The sequence below is a fragment of the Bradyrhizobium sp. McL0615 genome (assembly GCF_049993905.1).
In the GTDB taxonomy this organism is placed as follows: Bacteria; Pseudomonadota; Alphaproteobacteria; order Rhizobiales; family Xanthobacteraceae; genus Bradyrhizobium.
In genome coordinates this window covers 439,203-455,133 of sequence record NZ_CP188254.1, presented here as the reverse complement: position 1 = coordinate 455,133, position 15,931 = coordinate 439,203, and the positions used below count along the sequence as shown (strand labels likewise).

Below are 15,931 nucleotides of genomic sequence, written 5' to 3'. Positions count from 1 at the left end.
CCAAGTTGGAACCTGCGGCACCGAGGCGCCGAGGAGACCGGGTGAAAATGTTATGATTCCGCAAAAGCTAAATATTACAGCAGCTTGATCGAGGTAATATCAAACCTCCGACTAGACTTTCCTTGACTTTGGCCCTCCCCGGGGGTTTAACCCGCGCACTTTCTCGGAAAGATCTTCTTTTCGACCTGCCGCCCGGCCCTTGAGACCGGAGGCCAACGCCCGACAGCGCGATGCGCCCTCGGGCGCGAAAGTGTTTGGATGACCCTCATCCTGAGGAGCCGCGTAGCGGCGTCTCCAAGGATGAGGCCACGGTGGTCGCCGCCACCTTCGAGACGCAGGCTTCGCCTGCTCGTCAGGGTGAGGGCAGCAACAGGACAACGGCATTGTTCGACAATCTGTCGGAACGGCTTGGTGGGATACTCGATCGTCTGACGGGCCGCGGCTCGCTGTCGGAGGCCGATGTCGACGCCGCGATGCGCGAGGTGCGCCGCGCGTTGCTGGAAGCCGACGTTTCGCTCGAGGTCGTCAGAAGCTTTACCGATCGCGTCCGCGAGCAGGCGGTTGGCGCCACCGTCGTCAAGTCGGTTACGCCCGGCCAGATGGTGGTCAAGATCGTCCATGACGAACTGGTCGCCACGCTTGGTTCCGACGGCCAGACCATCGATCTCAACGCGGTGCCGCCGGTCGCCATCATGATGGTCGGTCTGCAAGGCTCCGGCAAAACCACCACCACCGCAAAACTCGCCCGCCGCATGACCCAGCGCGACAAGCGCAAGGTGCTGATGGCCTCGCTCGACATCTACCGCCCGGCGGCGATGGAGCAATTGGCCGTGCTGGGGCGCGACCTCGACATTCCGACACTGCCGATCGTGGCGGGCCAGAAGCCTGCGCAGATTGCAAAGCGCGCGCTGGAGGCCGGCAAACTCGGCGGCTACGACGTGGTGCTGCTCGACACCGCCGGCCGGACCACGCTCGACGAAGAAATGATGAGCGAGGCGGCTGAGATCAAATCCACCGCCAATCCGCATGAAGTGCTGCTGGTCGCGGATTCGCTCACCGGTCAGGACGCCGTCAATCTCGCGCGCGCCTTCGATCAGCGCGTCGGCCTCACCGGCATCGTGCTGACGCGCGTCGACGGCGACGGCCGCGGCGGCGCCGCACTGTCGATGCGCGCGGTGACCGGCAAGCCAATCAAGCTGATCGGCACCGGCGAAAAGACCGACGCGCTGGAAGATTTCCATCCGAGCCGGATCGCCGGCCGCATCCTCGGCATGGGCGACGTGGTGTCGCTGGTCGAGCGGGCAGCCGCAAATATCGACGCAGAAAAGGCCGCGCGCACCGCCGAGCGGATGCGCAAGGGCCAGTTCGACCTGACCGACATGCGCGAGCAATTGCTGCAGATGGCGAACATGGGCGGCATCAGCGGGCTGATGGGCATGATGCCCGGTGTCGCCAAGATGAAGAACCAGATCGCGGCGGCCGGGATCGACGACAAGATCATCAAGCGCCAGGTCGCGGTGATCGATTCGATGACGCGGCAGGAGCGCAAGAATCCCGACATCCTCAAGGCCAGCCGCAAGAAGCGCATCGCCGCCGGCGCCGGGCTGGAGGTCCAGGAAGTCAACAAGCTGCTCAAGATGCACCGGAACATGGCCGACATGATGAAGGCCATGGGTTCGGGCAAGCGCGGCCCGATGGCCGGCATCGCGCAGGCGATGGGCTTTGGCGGCGGCATGAAGCCGCCCTCAGCCGAAGAGATGAAGGCGATGGCGGAAAAGATGCAGGGCGGCGCCGGCGGCCTGCCGAATTTGCCGAAGGATCTTCCCGTTGGCCTGCGCCAGGGCCTGCCGAACGTGCCGGGCCTCACGGGCCTCAGCGGCAAGCCGACCTTGCCGGGCCTCGGCGGCTTTCCGGGGAAGAAGAAATGACCTCTTCCGTCATTGCGAGCGTCGCTTCGCTCCTCGCAATGACGGCGTACCCGACCAACACTTAATCGAACCCACACTCAGGAGAACCAAATGTCAGTCGTTATCCGCCTCGCTCGCGCAGGCACCAAGAAGCGCCCGGTCTATCACGTCGTCGTCGCCGACTCGCGCTTTCCCCGTGATGGCCGCTTCATCGAGCGTCTCGGCCACTTCAACCCGCTGCTGCCGAAAGACAATGAGTCGCGGCTGAAGCTCGACATGGACAAGGTCAAGGCCTGGCTCGCCAAGGGCGCGCAGCCGTCGGATCGCGTGACCCGCTTCCTGGATGCCGCCGGTGTCGTCAAGCGTCCCGCGCGCAACAATCCGGAAAAGGCCGTGCCGCGCAAGGAGCGCAAGGCCGCCGCTGAAGCCGCCGCGAAGGGCTAAGGTATAGCGGCGCACGATGGTGGCAGCACCGATTTGCGTCGCGCGTATCGGCGCCGCGCATGGCGTGCGCGGTGCGGTGAAACTGTGGACATTCACCGAAGATCCGTTCGCCGTGAAAGAATACGGCCCGTTGACGACCAAGGACGGCGCGCGCCAGTTCGAAGTGACGCATGTTCGCGAGGCCAAGGATCATCTGGTGGCGACGCTGAAAGGCATCGCCACCCGCGAGGATGCCGAACGGCTCAACGGCATCGAACTCTATATTGCACGCGAAAAACTGCCCGAGACCGACGAGGACGAATATTATCACGCCGACCTGATCGGGCTTACTGCGGTCAATGCCGCCGACGAACCGCTCGGCCGCGTTACCGCAATCCATAATTTCGGCGCCGGCGACATCATCGAGATCGCGCCTCCGCAGGGGCCGACCATGCTGCTGCCGTTCACGAATGCGGTGGTGCCGACGGTCGATCTGGCCGGCGGCCGCGTCGTGATCGAACTGCCGCAGGAAATTGAAGACGACGGCGACGCTTCATTGGAACGATAAGGGGCCGCGAGATGCCTCGCCTGGAATCGTCAATCAAAGAGCACCTCAGTCCAGCGCTCAGAAGCGACGGATTCTTCGGCTCCGGCCGTACGTTCCGTCGTCTCTCCGGAGATTTCATTCACGTCGTGAACGTACAAGGATCGCGATTCGGCGGCATGTTCGCCGTCAACCTCGGTATCCAGCCCCGGTGTATCCCGGATATGCTTGGCAACTCACCCGATACAACCAAAATCAGAGAAGAGCTCTGCGAGTTTCGGCGACGGCTGTCCGAAACAACGAGTGACCAATGGTGGGAGCATGAAGCGACAAAAGAGAGCATGGACGCCGCCGTTCGGGCAGCGGCATCGGTCTATATGACAGCCGGTCGAAGGCTCTTCTCCGAACTGTCGGGGCCAGAATCTCCCTTGAACAAAGTCACACCTGCGCAATTCGAGGCCGGGCATTTCAGCTTTTCGGGCTTTCGCATCACGAAAGTTCGAACGGCGCGATCATTGGCCCTCATGCGGCAATCGGTTGGCAATCTGGCTGACGCCAACGCCTTCGCCCGCATTGCGTTGGCGAATCTCAAAATTGCTCACGCTTTTCGTGCGGAACTGGAGGCACTCTGTAGGGCGACCGAATCGAAGCTGCCTCTCGGGCAGGCGGATTGGGACACTCCATCATAGCGCCATGGCAAAGCCATGGTGCCCATGCCCGTCGATCGTGAGGCCCCATGCTGGGCTCTCGACCTGACACGCGCGATGCCCTAACCAGCGGGCATGACCACCCCTTGGCGCGCCACCGTCCTTACCCTGTTTCCCGACATGTTTCCCGGGCCGCTCGGCGTCAGCCTGGCGGGCAAGGCGCTGGCATCGGGCCTGTGGGAACTGGAAGCGCGCGACATCCGAGCGTCTGCCACCGACAAGCACCGTAGCGTCGACGACACTCCGGCCGGCGGTGGTCCGGGCATGGTGCTGCGGGCCGACGTGCTGGCGGCGGCGATCGATGCCGCGGATTCCGGGCAGGACCGGCCAAAGTATCGACCAAGGCTCTTGATGAGCCCGCGGGGTCGGCCATTGACCCAGGCGCAGGTGACGGAACTCGCCGCCGGGCCGGGGCCGCTGATCGTTTGCGGCCGGTTCGAGGGGGTCGACCAGCGGGTGATCGAGGCGCGGGACCTCGTGGAGGTCTCGATCGGGGATTACGTGCTGTCCGGCGGTGAAATCGCCGCGATGGCGCTGATCGACGCCTGCGTGCGGCTGTTGCCGGGGGTGATGGGCAAGCAGGCCTCGGGCGAGGACGAGAGTTTTTCGGAAGGGTTACTGGAATACCCCCAATTTACCCGGCCCCAGGACTTCGAGGGCCGGGGTATCCCTGAAATCCTCACTTCCGGCGACCACGCCAAGGTGGCCGCCTGGCGTCGGGCCGAGGCCGAGGCCCTGACCCAGGCGAGGCGGCCGGATTTATGGGCCGTGCGGCCCGGCCAAAAAGGCACAAAAAGCACGACAGACGGGTGACAAGCGCGCGCCTTTGCCTTATACGAGCGCCAAATCCGCGCAATGGCAGGATACTAGGACGTTCGCGCAGCCCGCGCTGGACTGGCTGGGCGCGCCGCCGATGGAGATTTCAATGAACCTCATTCAACAGCTCGAAAAAGAGCAATTCGACAAACTTTCGGCGACCAAGTCGATCCCGGAATTCGGCCCCGGCGACACCGTGATCGTCAACGTCAAGGTGGTCGAAGGCGAGCGCACCCGCGTGCAGGCCTATGAAGGCGTCTGCATCGGCCGTTCCGGCGGCGGGCTCAACGAGAGCTTCACCGTCCGCAAGATTTCCTACGGCGAAGGCGTCGAGCGCGTGTTCCCGGTGATGTCGCCGATGATCGACTCGATCAAGGTGGTGCGCCGCGGCAAGGTGCGTCGCGCCAAGCTGTATTACCTGCGCCAGCTGCGCGGCAAGTCGGCCCGCATCGTCGAGAAGCAGGACCGCGCGACCGCTGTCGGCGAGTAATTCCATCCTCCTCTGGATGTGACGAAAAGCGCGGGCTCGTCCCCGCGCTTTTTTTGTTGCCGGTACCTATCTAGGTATCAGCCTTTATCCAGGTATCAGCCCTGCCAATCGATTGATTGTGGCAGCCGCGGACCCTGTGTTAGAAATTCAGAATGGTTCTAGATCGTACCAGCGCCGCCTTTGGCACCGCCCAGCTCGTCATTATCGACGATCGCTCGCGGTTGCCCGGCCGGTTCTTCGGACGGTTCGCGACTTCGGCGACGTCAGAGCTTACGCGCGCAGCTTGATGCTGCGCCGACGTCCGTTGCTCGCGCGTAGCCGCGCTTGACCGCCCACACAGAATTTCATTTTGGAGCTGACGCTCATGTCCCAACCGACCACACTGTACGACAAGATCTGGAACGACCATCTGGTGCACGAAGCCGATGACGGCACGTGCCTGCTCTATATCGACCGCCATCTGGTGCACGAGGTGACCTCGCCGCAGGCGTTCGAAGGGCTACGCGCCACGGGGCGCAAGGTTCACGCACCGGAGAAGACGCTGGCCGTCGTCGACCACAACATCCCGACCACCGATCGTTCGAAGCCGAATCCCGATCCTGAGAGCATCGAACAGATGCGCGTGATGGCTGACAACGCCAGGGAATTCGGTATCGAATATTTCAACGAGCACGACAAGCGTCAGGGCATCGTCCACGTGATCGGCCCCGAGCAGGGCTTTACGCTGCCCGGCACCACCATCGTCTGCGGCGACAGCCATACCTCCACCCATGGCGCGTTCGGCGCGCTGGCGCACGGCATCGGCACCTCCGAGGTCGAGCACGTGCTGGCGACGCAGACGCTGATTCAGAAAAAAGCAAAAAACATGCGCGCGGTGGTCGACGGCAAATTGCCCGACGGCGTCACCGGCAAGGACATCATCCTGGCCATCATCGGCGAGATCGGCACTGCCGGCGGCACCGGCTATGTGCTGGAATATGCCGGCGACGCGATCCGCGCGCTCTCGATGGAAGGCCGCATGACGGTCTGCAACATGTCGATCGAGGGCGGCGCGCGCGCCGGCCTGATCGCACCGGACGAAAAGGCGTTCGAATTCCTGAAGGGCCGTCCGAAGTCGCCGAAGGGCGCCGACTGGGATGCCGCGATGCGCTACTGGGAAAAGCTGCGCTCCGACGAGGGCGCGCATTTCGACCATGAGCTCCGCCTGGATGCGGCCAAGCTGCCGCCGATCGTGACTTGGGGCACCTCGCCCGAGGACGTGGTGTCGATCGCAGGCATGGTGCCTGACCCCGACCAGATCGCCGACGAAGCCAAGCGGCTCTCAAAACATCGCGCGCTGAAATATATGGGCCTGACCGCGGGGACGAAGATCACCGACATCAAGCTCGACCGCGTCTTCATCGGCTCCTGTACCAACGGCCGCATCGAGGACTTGCGGGCGGCAGCGAAAGTCGCCGAAGGCAAGACCGTCAGCGGCCATGTCAACGCAATGGTCGTGCCGGGCTCGGGCATCGTGAAGGAGCAGGCGGAAGCCGAGGGTCTCGACAAGATTTTCATCAAGGCCGGCTTCGAATGGCGCGAGCCGGGCTGCTCGATGTGTCTGGCCATGAACCCCGACAAGCTGTCGCCGGAAGAGCGCTGCGCCTCGACCTCGAACCGCAATTTCGAGGGCCGTCAGGGTTTTAAGGGCCGCACCCACCTAGTGTCGCCGGCCATGGCGGCGGCGGCGGCGATCGCCGGGCACTTTGTCGATATCCGGGAGTGGCGTTAACCCTCCTTGCCTAGATAGCGAGTCGTTCCTGAAACGGCTCGTTAAGGCGGCGGGCGCACAGTAGTCCCTTGCGAAGACCTTCGCGAGGGAGCCTGCCGTGGCGGACAAGCCTGAATTCGTCGATTTGATCAGCGAGGCGACGGCCCAGTCGTATCGCCGGTCCATGCCGCGCATCGTCGACCTCCCGACATCTCCCAAGGAGACCAGGCGTCTCAGCAATTGGCCGCCGGAACATTGGGCGCAGTGGCGGCTGGCGAAGCTGACACCCTGGAAAATCAAGCCTTGGGAAGGCAAGGATTGGGATTGATCCGCGAGATACTCCACTCATGAAAACAGGCGCCCCCGTCGGGCGCCTGTTTTCATTTCAACCCGTCTTACCAATAGCGGTAGCCATAGTGGCGAACGCGCCAGTGGTGACGATGCCACGGACGATAGCGGCAGATCTTGCGCGGCCCGTAATAGGTCCAGATCACGCGGCAGTGGCGGTGCCGGTAGCCATGATAATATCCGTAATAGCGCGGCGCGTAGAATCGCCGGTGAAAATGATGCCGGTGGTAGAAGTGCGGCCGGCGATAGACGTGGCGATATCCGTAGCGCATGCCGCCGCCACGAAAGACCGGCGCGGCGCGAAAGCCGCCGCGATGAACTGCAAAGCCACCGCCTCTGAACCCGCCGCCATGGAACGCAGCACCGCCGCCCCTGAAGCCGCCGCCGTGAAAGCCGCCGCCACCGCCCCGAAACCCGCCGCCTCCACCACCGCGAAAACCACCACCGCCGCCGCCATGACCGCCATGCCGGACTTCGGTCGTCAGATCGTCGGTTGCAAATTTCGCTGAAGGCGCCGTGCCGGGACTAGCAAGCGAGAGCGCCTCGGCGCGCTGTTGTGATGCGGCTGCGAACGCAAGCAGAGTCGCAGCCGTTACGCCCAGACGGCGGACAAGCCCGCGTCCAGGATCGGATATCGCCATGGATGAACCTCGCTAACCGGCGACGGCGCGCCTTCAACCGCTCTCTGCGGCTGATCCCCGTCGCGTTTCCCTACGGCCGCTCCCAACATGACGTTAGAGACAGGCACGTGAACGCGCCATGAATGCGCCGACCGCAAAGATGAACGCGCATGATGCAGATTCAGATCGTAGCGTGGGTGAGGCGCAGCCGTAACCCATCGCCAATGTCTAAGCTTGCGCGACGGTGGATTACGCTTCGCTAATCCACCCTACGAAGTCACGACACTTCACCACCATGGCGGATCAAACCCGATGCCGAAGGTGAACGGCGCCGGTGAGGAATAGGGATACGGCCGATAGTAGACCGGCCGATCATAGTAGTAGGGACGAGAATAGCCGTAATGACGATAATGGCGCTTGCCATGGCGGCGCGCGCTGAAATCGGTAGCGTCGGATATGCCGGCGCTGTGCGCCTTCGCTAGTGGCGCCGAGGCGACCGGACTGATCGCGGCTGGTCCTGCAACCGCGAGCGCGCCTGCAACAAAGGCTGCCCCGATCAAGCCCTTCATGACGAACTCCTCGCGTTGAACCAGGTGACAAGGATAACGGGCAGCAATCTCGCAGGTTCAAGGCGTTCCTTCAAATCGAAACAGGCCCGCGATGAACGGGCCTGCTCGATCGCTGCGCTAGCTGTCGCAGTTACCAACGGCGCCAGTGATGGTGGTGGCGATGATGATGGTGCCAGCGATGCCAACGGTGATGGCGGTGGTGCCGCCAATGCACTTCCGTGGTCGCCAGCCTGGCGTCCTCCTGAACCGCGGCGGCGGCGCCGGGATTGCTGAGCGACAGCGCATTGGCGCGCTCGGCGGGAGCTGCGAGCGCGAGCAACGCGCCAACGGCGGCGAGCCCCATAACTTTCGTGAACGGCATGACTGCTCTCCTTGGGTCGGGTGTCCACGTCTGCGCCGAATTGCTCGCCGCAACGCTGCACAGAATCTGGGGCCAGCGACTTGAATGGGTCCTGAATGAGCGTGCCACGAAGATGAACGGAAGCAGCCGCGACGCCGTTTGAAAATTTTTCCGCGTGCCAAACCCGGCGTAGACTGGCGCCGTATCTTCGACAGCGCCTTCTGGATGGAGATTGCCATGACATTATTTCGTACGCGCACGCCGATATCGCGCGCAGCGCCGGCGGCGACCTTAATCGTCGCGGCCGCATTATGGAGCAGTGCCGCGCTGGCATCGCAAGGACCCGGCGGCGGCATGGGAACGGCGAGCCCCCTTACCCAGACGGCAATGGCCGTTCTCGTCTATGGTCTGGTGACGATCATCGTCGGCGCCGGATTGATCGGCGCGGTACGCAGGCGCTAGCTAACCGGGCCGCCAGTAGCAGTTCATGCGCGGCGTGATCACCGTGCCGCTCGGCCGGTACTCCTGCACGTAATGCGCGGTGCAATCGCGCACGGCGTTGGGGCCGGGATTGTAGCGCGGGTAGACGTCGGGCGCCCATTCCTGCCGATAGATCGGCACGCGCCGCAACGGACGCCGGCGCTGCGCGGACACATCCGTGACGGCTGGCTCCATCGCCGCCGCGATTCGCAACCCCGATGATGCCGTCTGCGCCTGCGCCATCGCCCCCGGGAGCAAGAGCCCGGCAAAAGCAGCCCAAATTGCAACCGTCACAATCCGCTTCATCTCAAGTCCACCCACGCCTGATATCCCCCGCACGGTCCCCGATTGGCGCCCCGAGGTCAACTCGCAAAACCAGGATGCGCCCAGCCATGACACACGCTAAATACGTCCTGATGTGGACCGAAGCAAAAGCCCCCTCGCTCGCCGAAATGGAAGCCATGGCGCATGAGGTGTTCGAGCGCCTGCCGAAGGGCTTTCGAACCCTGTGCCAGGGCGTGATCATCCGTGTCGACGATTTTCCGACCGACGAGGTTCTGGACGAGATGGAGGCGCAAAGCGAATTCGACCTGCTCGGCCTATTCCAGGGAATCGGCCTGCCGCAGCAAAGCAATCAGGACATCGCCCGCCTGCCCAACATGGTCTGGCTCTACCGCCGCCCGATCCTCGACTACTGGGCCGAGCATGAGGAAACGCTGGGCCATATCGTCCGCCACGTCCTGATCCACGAGATCGGGCACCATTTCGGGCTGTCGGACGCCGATATGGAGGCAATCGAGGCTGATGCAGGCTAGGATTGCGCAAATTGGCCTTTTGCCGGGGCCATATTCGCGATAAATTAGCTGCCTGCCCCACCCTCAACCGGGAAGTGCGATCGATGGACAAGTTCACCACACTGGAAGGCGTAGCTGCCCCCCTGAAGATCATCAATGTCGACACCGACATGATCATTCCGAAGCAGTACCTGAAGACCATCAAGCGCACCGGCCTTGGCAAGGGGCTTTTCTCCGAGCAGCGCTACAAGGATGACGGCAGCGAAAACCCGGACTTCATTCTCAACCAGCCGGCCTATCGCAACGCCAAGGTGCTGGTCGCCGGCGACAATTTCGGCTGCGGTTCCAGCCGCGAGCACGCACCGTGGGCGCTGCTGGATTTCGGCATCCGCTGCGTGATCTCGACCTCGTTCGGCGACATCTTCTACAACAACTGCTTCAAGAACGGCATTCTGCCGATCCGCGTCACCCAGGACGATCTCGACAAGCTGTTCGACGACGCCGAGCGCGGCGCCAACGCGACGCTGACCATCGATCTCGCCAACCAGGAGATCCGTGGTCCCGACGGCGGCAAGGTGAAGTTCGAGATCGATCCATTCCGCAAGCACTGCCTGATGAATGGCCTCGACGATATCGGCCTGACCATGGAAAAGAAGTCGTCGATCGACACTTACGAGGCGAAGCTGAAGCAAGAGCGCGCCTGGGCCTGATTGTGTTAGCTGATCGTGTTACGAGAGCCCCGATCACATCGGGGCTCTTTTCGTTAAGCGGAGGCGATGCGGATGCGGCCTGACGTCGTCACGTTCTGGCACGGCCGGCTCGACGGGCTGCGGCTGACCTGCCTGCGGTCGCAGGTCGCCGCCGGCCACAAGGTCACCGTCTACAGTTTCGATCCATTGCCGGGTCTGCCCGATGGCGTCGGCAATGCCGAGGCCGAGGCGATCCTGCCGCATTCCTTTTCCGAACGGCTGCGTCCGCCGCAGCCCGATGGCAGCTGGCGCGACTGGACCATTTTGCAGTTCAGCGACTTTTTCCGGATGCGGCTGATGGCGGAAAAGGCCGGCCTGTGGCTCGACGCCGATGTCCTGCTGCTGAAGCCGATCGAGATCGATCCGGCAAAACCCTATTTCGCGTGGGAACGCCGCCGACAGCTCGGCAACTCGGTTCTGTACCTGCCTGCGAATGATCCGATCGTGCGGGCGTTCCAGGATCTGATGGAGCAGGAAGATCTGACGCCGGACTGGCTGGCGCTACGTCATCGCGTCACCTTCATGCTGCGCCAGCTGCGACACCGATCGAGCCGCCTGTCCGACATCCGCGTCGCGATCTACGGCCCGGCCGCCATCACCGCGTTGGCGCGCCGCGCCGGTGAATTGCACCACGCGCTGCCGAAGCAATCCTTCTACGCGGTTCACGCCGAGCCAAAGCAGTTCTTCGAGCCGGCGGATTTTTCCGGCCTGCTCGCCGATCCCGAGATCGTCGGGCTGCACATTTCGCCGAAAGGCCGTGGTGGCGAGAAGCCGAACCCGGGCAGCCTTTATGCGTGGGCCGCGGAGCGGTTTGGTCAATAAGGCAACGCTGCCCCTTCCCTTCTCCCCTTGTGGGAGAAGGTCGATCGCTGACGCGAAGCGGCAGCGAGACGGATGAGGGGTCTGTCTCCGCGGAGAGAACCCCTCATCCGGCGCTTCGCGCCACCTTCTCCCACAAGGGGAGAAGGGAAGAATTCTAATTTGATCCAGCGCAACGACGCGCGCACGATCTGCGCTCACCTTGGGCCATTACAGCACCCCAAGGGAGCCGTGCCATGACCGTCCAGGAAAAGCCCTATCCCGTCGTCAGCCTCGTGATCGACACCTTCGGCGAATGGCTGAAGCACCGGCGCGAGCTGAAGGAAATGCGCGAGATGGATGCCGCCAATTTCGACCGGATCGCGAGCGAGTTGCGGATGTCATCCACCGATCTGGAGGAGTTGGTCCGCCAGGGGCCGCACGCCGCCGACGAGTTGCCGAAGATGCTTCAGGCGCTCGGCATCGACCAGGAGGATCTGGCCCGCACCGAACCCTTCGTGCTGCGCGACATGGAACGCGTCTGCTCGCTGTGCAACCACAAGCGCCAATGCGACCGCGATCTCGCCGCCGGCACCGCGGCCGCGCATTACACGGAATATTGCGGCAATACCGACACGATCGAGGGCCTCGGTCGGCGGCTAGCGTAATAGAATCCGCGCAGCTGGTTCGCCTAAAATGGTGCGCTCCACCTGGCTGCATATCCTGATCGCGGCTGTCGGCGCGCTCGCCGTGCTGCTGTTCGTGCGGCTGCATCATGCGAACGGCGCCCCGCTGCCTTTAGACAGCGCCTCGGCCGGCCATCGTCTCGCCGAGGCCTGGTGCAGAGATTGTCATGCGATCGAGCCGATGACGGTGGGCGCCCGGGGCAGCCCGCCGGATTTCACCGCTATCGCCAACCGGACCTCGACGACAGCGCTATCGCTGAAAGTATTCTTCAAGACCAGCCATCGCCGGATGCCCAATCTCATCATCGCGCCCGAACAGGCCGACGATCTGGCGAATTACATTCTCAGCCTGAAGCGCAACTAACGCCCGACGGGCTGGGGCAGGCTCGCGACCCCGTGGGGCCCCGACACAAAATCTCGAAAACAACCCCATGCAAAGTAGAAGCGGCCCCGGCTCGAGCGGCCCAAGCCGCTTTACGTCCGGGGCACGAGATGGTCCGTGGCCACGGCCTAACCCGATCTAATCGTGCTCTAATTCGCCATCGCCGCGATCGCATCCGCAATAGCGATCGTGCGCTTCGCCATATCGGCGTGCAACCGCTCCACCATCCGCCCGTCGAGCTGGATGGCGCCGCGGGAGGCGTTTTCCGGCTTCTCGAACGCCGCGATAATCTTGCGCGCCTCGGCCACCTCTTCCGCCGGCGGGGTGAAAATGGCGTTGCAGTCCTCGATATGGCTCGGATGGATCAGCGTCTTGCCGTCAAAACCGAGATCGCGGCCCTGCGCGCATTCGGTCGCAAAGCCGTCGATATTGCTGATGTCGCTGTAGGGCCCGTCGAGGATTTCAAGCCCGTGCGCGCGCGTCGCCAGGATGCAGTGCGTGATCATCGGGATCATCGCCGCGCGGCCCGGCTGCATGCGGATCCGCGTCTCGCGTGAGATATCATTGGGCCCGAACACGAAGCCCGCGAGCCGGGTTTCGGAATCCTTGGACGCCGCCGCCAGCTTGTCGGCATCGAGCACGGCGCGCGCGGTCTCGATCATGGCCCAGACCCGGATCGACATGTCGGCGTTGATGTCGCTCAGGCGGTTGGCGATGGCGCTGAGATCGGCCACGGTGGAAATCTTGGGAACCAGGATGCCGTCAGGCCGGGCCTTGCCGGCCATGGTGACATCGTCGACCCACCAGGGCGTATCGAGGCTGTTGACGCGGATCAGCACCTCGCGCTTGCCGAACCCGCCGGCCGCAATTGCCTTGGCGATCTGGTCGCGGGCCACAGCCTTGGCCTCCGGCGCCACCGAATCCTCAAGGTCGAGAATGATGCTGTCGGCAGGCAGGGTGCGCGCCTTTTCCAGCGCCCGCACGTTCGATCCCGGCATGAACAACAGGCTGCGGCGCGGACGGATCATGGGCTGGTTCCTCTGGAGGCTGCGAACCCCACGCCCTAACATTTCAAACCGGGGTCCGAAAGCCTTGTTCCCGTCATCGGTCTATGGTTAGCCATGCCCGATACGGACAGGACACCATGGCCTCATTCCCGCAACATCTGCTCGACGGCTACACGGCCTTTACCTCGCAGCGGCTGCCGACCGAACAAACCCGCTACCGGGAACTTTCCGAGCGCGGCCAGTCACCCGCCGTGATGGTGATCGGTTGCTGCGATTCCCGCGTCTCGCCGGAAGTGATCTTTGACGCCGGCCCTGGCGAACTCTTCGTGGTGCGCAACGTCGCCAATCTGGTGCCGGTTTTCCAGCCAGACGGCGGCGCCCATGGCGTCTCGGCGGCGCTGGAATATGCGGTACAGGTGCTGCGCATAAAACACATCGTGGTGCTCGGCCATGCCCAATGCGGCGGCATCCGCGCCTTCATCGATGATATCGATCCGCTGTCGCCCGGCGATTTCATCGGCCGCTGGATGGCGATGTTCATCAAGCCGGGCGAAAAGGTCAGCCAGCGCGAGCGCGAGACCCGGGAAGATTTCACCACGCGGATCGAGAAGGCCGCGGTGTTCCGCAGCCTCGAAAACCTGATGACGTTTCCGTTCGTGCGCAGTCGCGTCGAACGCGGCGAGATGGAATTGCACGGCGCCTATTTCGGCGTCGCCGAGGGATCGCTGTTCGTGCTCGACCCGGAGGCAAAGGAATTCCGCAGCGTCAGGGACGCGGCATAGGCCGGCGCAGGGTGGGGAAAGGCGCAACGCGCCGTGCCCGCCATCTATCCTCGACCGTCGACCTGATGGTGGGCACTCTTCGCTTTGCCCACCCTACAAAGCGCTATTCCCCGCCGTGGTCGCCGCCGCTCCAGCGGTCGGATATCGCCAGCATAAAGGCCGAAACCACGAACACCAGATGCACGCCGACCAGCCAGGCAAGCTTGGTCGGATCGAAGGCGGTGTCGATGTTCATGAAGGCCTTCAGCACCTGGATCGCCGAGATCGCGACGATCGAGGCCATCAGTTTTTGCTTGAGCCCGCCGAAATGGATTTTAGTCATCCATTCCGGCCAGTCCGGATGGCCGCCCGGATCGATCTTGGAGACGAAATTTTCGTAACCGGAAAACACCACAATCAGGATCAGATTTCCGGTCAGCGAGAGGTCGATCAGCGCCAGCACGCCGAGGATGATGTCGGATTCCTTGGAGCCCGGTGCGTGGACGATGAATTCCCAGAGCACCGCGCAGAATTTGAACAGCAGCACCGCGAGGCTGACGACGAGGCCGAAATAAAACGGCGCCATCAGCCAGCGGCTGTTGAACAGCAGGCTCTCGAAGCCGCGCTCGACGCGCTTGAGCTGCGGATTGGGGCGATAAGGGGTCGGCTCTTCCGTCATTGCAATTACGGCCCCTCGACGCCTTTAACTCACGCCGCCTTCTTCTTGGCGGTGATCAGCTTGCGGTTGATCAGGCATTCGGCGATCTGGATGGCGTTGAGCGCGGCGCCCTTGCGCAGATTGTCCGACACGCACCACAGCTGCAGGCCGTTCTCGACGGTGTTGTCCTCGCGGATGCGGCTGATGTAGGTGGCGTCCTCGCCCGCCGCCTCATACGGCGTGACGTAGCCGCCGGGCTCGTGCTTGTCGATGACCAGGCAACCCGGCGCATTGCGCAGGATGTCGCGCGCTTCATCGGCTGTGATCGGATTTTCGAACTCGATGTTGACGGCCTCGGAATGGCCGACGAACACCGGCACGCGCACGCAGGTGGCGGTCAGCCTGATTTTGGGATCAAGAATCTTCTTGGTCTCCATCATCATCTTCCACTCTTCCTTGGTGTAACCGTCCTCCATGAACACATCGATCTGCGGAATGACGTTGAAGGCGATGCGCTTGGGGAATTTCTTGTTGATCAGCTCGCTGTTGGTGTAGACGGCCTTGGTCTGCGAGAACAACTCGTCCATCGCATCCTTGCCTGCACCCGAGACCGACTGATAGGTCGCGACCACGACGCGCTTGATGGTGGCCTTGTCGTGCAGCGGCTTCAGCGCCACCACGAGCTGCGCGGTCGAGCAGTTCGGGTTGGCGATGATGTTCTTCTTGGCAAAGCCCGCGATCGCGGCCGCGTTCACTTCCGGCACGATCAGCGGCACGTCCGGATCCATCCGCCAGGCCGACGAATTGTCGATCACGACCGTGCCGGCGGCGCCAATTTTGGGCGACCATTCCTTCGACACCGCGCCGCCCGCCGACATCAGGCAGATGTCGACATCGGAAAAATCATAATGCTCGAGCGCTTTGACCTTCAGGGTGCGGTCGCCATAGGAGACCTCGACGCCGACGCTGCGGCGCGAGGCCAGCGCGACGACCTCATCGGCGGGGAATTTGCGCTCGTCGAGGATGTTGAGCATTTCGCGCCCGACATTGCCGGTCGCACCGACGACAGCGACTTTGTAACCCATCGTTCACTCTCCGAGGA

22 protein-coding genes are annotated in these 15,931 nt (G+C 63.1%); 15 read left to right on the top strand and 7 right to left on the bottom strand.

Translation table 11 applies throughout. The features are described 5' to 3' along the window. The first annotated feature begins 383 nt into the window (after positions 1-383). The 8 genes from ffh to ACPPVP_RS02115 all read left to right on the top strand — a co-directional run bounded on the left by ffh (position 384) and on the right by ACPPVP_RS02115 (position 6,965). Positions 384-1,928, top strand: coding sequence for a signal recognition particle protein (ffh, locus tag ACPPVP_RS02150; protein WP_426538395.1), 1,545 nt, complete (start codon positions 384-386; stop codon positions 1,926-1,928). Between the two features lie 90 nt (positions 1,929-2,018). Then, positions 2,019-2,351: a 30S ribosomal protein S16 gene (gene rpsP / locus ACPPVP_RS02145; protein WP_426530860.1), complete on the top strand. Its 333-nt coding sequence runs from the start codon at positions 2,019-2,021 to the stop codon at positions 2,349-2,351. Between the two features lie 16 nt (positions 2,352-2,367). Continuing rightward, positions 2,368-2,898 carry a ribosome maturation factor RimM gene (gene rimM, locus ACPPVP_RS02140; RefSeq protein ID WP_426530858.1) on the top strand — a complete coding sequence of 177 codons (531 nt, stop codon included), beginning with the start codon at positions 2,368-2,370 and terminating at the stop codon, positions 2,896-2,898. Positions 2,899-2,909: 11 nt separating this feature from the next. Next, on the top strand, positions 2,910-3,563 hold the full coding sequence (locus tag ACPPVP_RS02135) for a DUF4304 domain-containing protein (protein WP_426530856.1): 654 nt from the start codon (positions 2,910-2,912) through the stop codon (positions 3,561-3,563). Between the two features lie 93 nt (positions 3,564-3,656). Next, positions 3,657-4,394: a tRNA (guanosine(37)-N1)-methyltransferase TrmD gene (gene trmD / locus ACPPVP_RS02130; RefSeq protein ID WP_426530854.1), complete on the top strand. Its 738-nt coding sequence runs from the start codon at positions 3,657-3,659 to the stop codon at positions 4,392-4,394. A 112-nt stretch (positions 4,395-4,506) separates the two neighbouring features. Then, positions 4,507-4,887 carry a 50S ribosomal protein L19 gene (gene rplS / locus ACPPVP_RS02125; RefSeq protein ID WP_247782565.1) on the top strand — a complete coding sequence of 127 codons (381 nt, stop codon included), beginning with the start codon at positions 4,507-4,509 and terminating at the stop codon, positions 4,885-4,887. A 364-nt stretch (positions 4,888-5,251) separates the two neighbouring features. Further along, positions 5,252-6,658, top strand: coding sequence for a 3-isopropylmalate dehydratase large subunit (gene leuC, locus ACPPVP_RS02120; protein ID WP_426530852.1), 1,407 nt, complete (start codon positions 5,252-5,254; stop codon positions 6,656-6,658). A gap of 97 nt (positions 6,659-6,755) precedes the next feature. Further along, entirely contained in the window at positions 6,756-6,965 is a 210-nt protein-coding gene (locus ACPPVP_RS02115; RefSeq protein WP_426530850.1) for a hypothetical protein, read from the top strand. Positions 6,966-7,032: 67 nt separating this feature from the next. Here the strand turns inward: ACPPVP_RS02115 and ACPPVP_RS02110 are convergent, their stop codons facing one another. The 3 genes from ACPPVP_RS02110 to ACPPVP_RS02100 form a co-directional block, all read right to left on the bottom strand. Further along, positions 7,033-7,626 (bottom strand): hypothetical protein, encoded by a 594-nt coding sequence (locus ACPPVP_RS02110; RefSeq protein ID WP_426530848.1) that lies wholly within the window; start codon positions 7,624-7,626, stop codon positions 7,033-7,035. Positions 7,627-7,892: 266 nt separating this feature from the next. Continuing rightward, the gene (locus tag ACPPVP_RS02105; RefSeq protein ID WP_426530846.1) at positions 7,893-8,174 is read right to left on the bottom strand and encodes a hypothetical protein; all 282 of its coding nucleotides are present in this window, start codon (positions 8,172-8,174) and stop codon (positions 7,893-7,895) included. A gap of 130 nt (positions 8,175-8,304) precedes the next feature. Further along, positions 8,305-8,535, bottom strand: a complete 231-nt coding sequence (locus ACPPVP_RS02100) for a hypothetical protein (RefSeq protein ID WP_426530844.1) — start codon at positions 8,533-8,535, stop codon at positions 8,305-8,307. 216 nt (positions 8,536-8,751) lie between these two features. Here ACPPVP_RS02100 and ACPPVP_RS02095 point away from each other — a divergent pair, with 216 nt between their 5' ends. Next, positions 8,752-8,976 carry a hypothetical protein gene (locus ACPPVP_RS02095; RefSeq protein ID WP_426530842.1) on the top strand — a complete coding sequence of 75 codons (225 nt, stop codon included), beginning with the start codon at positions 8,752-8,754 and terminating at the stop codon, positions 8,974-8,976. On the opposite strand, the gene ACPPVP_RS02090 is transcribed toward ACPPVP_RS02095, so the two are convergent. Further along, on the bottom strand, positions 8,977-9,300 hold the full coding sequence (locus ACPPVP_RS02090; protein WP_426538393.1) for a hypothetical protein: 324 nt from the start codon (positions 9,298-9,300) through the stop codon (positions 8,977-8,979). 110 nt (positions 9,301-9,410) lie between these two features. Here ACPPVP_RS02090 and ACPPVP_RS02085 point away from each other — a divergent pair, with 110 nt between their 5' ends. The 5 genes from ACPPVP_RS02085 to ACPPVP_RS02065 all read left to right on the top strand — a co-directional run bounded on the left by ACPPVP_RS02085 (position 9,411) and on the right by ACPPVP_RS02065 (position 12,385). Continuing rightward, a complete protein-coding gene (locus ACPPVP_RS02085; RefSeq protein WP_426538391.1) occupies positions 9,411-9,809 on the top strand; it encodes a metallopeptidase family protein in 399 nt (132 codons plus the stop codon). Between the two features lie 83 nt (positions 9,810-9,892). Next, the gene (gene leuD, locus ACPPVP_RS02080; protein WP_426530840.1) at positions 9,893-10,498 is read left to right on the top strand and encodes a 3-isopropylmalate dehydratase small subunit; all 606 of its coding nucleotides are present in this window, start codon (positions 9,893-9,895) and stop codon (positions 10,496-10,498) included. A 72-nt stretch (positions 10,499-10,570) separates the two neighbouring features. Next, positions 10,571-11,359, top strand: coding sequence for a hypothetical protein (locus ACPPVP_RS02075; protein ID WP_426530838.1), 789 nt, complete (start codon positions 10,571-10,573; stop codon positions 11,357-11,359). Between the two features lie 233 nt (positions 11,360-11,592). Further along, positions 11,593-12,003, top strand: a complete 411-nt coding sequence (locus ACPPVP_RS02070; RefSeq protein WP_426530836.1) for a DUF6455 family protein — start codon at positions 11,593-11,595, stop codon at positions 12,001-12,003. A 28-nt stretch (positions 12,004-12,031) separates the two neighbouring features. After that, positions 12,032-12,385, top strand: coding sequence for a c-type cytochrome (locus tag ACPPVP_RS02065; RefSeq protein ID WP_426530834.1), 354 nt, complete (start codon positions 12,032-12,034; stop codon positions 12,383-12,385). A gap of 167 nt (positions 12,386-12,552) precedes the next feature. On the opposite strand, the gene ACPPVP_RS02060 is transcribed toward ACPPVP_RS02065, so the two are convergent. Then, positions 12,553-13,431: an HpcH/HpaI aldolase/citrate lyase family protein gene (locus tag ACPPVP_RS02060; protein WP_426530832.1), complete on the bottom strand. Its 879-nt coding sequence runs from the start codon at positions 13,429-13,431 to the stop codon at positions 12,553-12,555. 116 nt (positions 13,432-13,547) lie between these two features. Between ACPPVP_RS02060 and ACPPVP_RS02055 the strand changes: the two genes are divergently transcribed. Next, positions 13,548-14,192 (top strand): carbonic anhydrase, encoded by a 645-nt coding sequence (locus ACPPVP_RS02055; RefSeq protein WP_426530830.1) that lies wholly within the window; start codon positions 13,548-13,550, stop codon positions 14,190-14,192. A 103-nt stretch (positions 14,193-14,295) separates the two neighbouring features. Here the strand turns inward: ACPPVP_RS02055 and ACPPVP_RS02050 are convergent, their stop codons facing one another. Together ACPPVP_RS02050 and ACPPVP_RS02045 are read right to left on the bottom strand one after the other, a co-directional pair. Then, positions 14,296-14,850 (bottom strand): TIGR00645 family protein, encoded by a 555-nt coding sequence (locus tag ACPPVP_RS02050; protein WP_426530828.1) that lies wholly within the window; start codon positions 14,848-14,850, stop codon positions 14,296-14,298. Positions 14,851-14,879: 29 nt separating this feature from the next. Beyond that, positions 14,880-15,914 carry an aspartate-semialdehyde dehydrogenase gene (locus ACPPVP_RS02045; protein ID WP_426530826.1) on the bottom strand — a complete coding sequence of 345 codons (1,035 nt, stop codon included), beginning with the start codon at positions 15,912-15,914 and terminating at the stop codon, positions 14,880-14,882. Between the last annotated feature and the right edge of the window lie 17 nt (positions 15,915-15,931).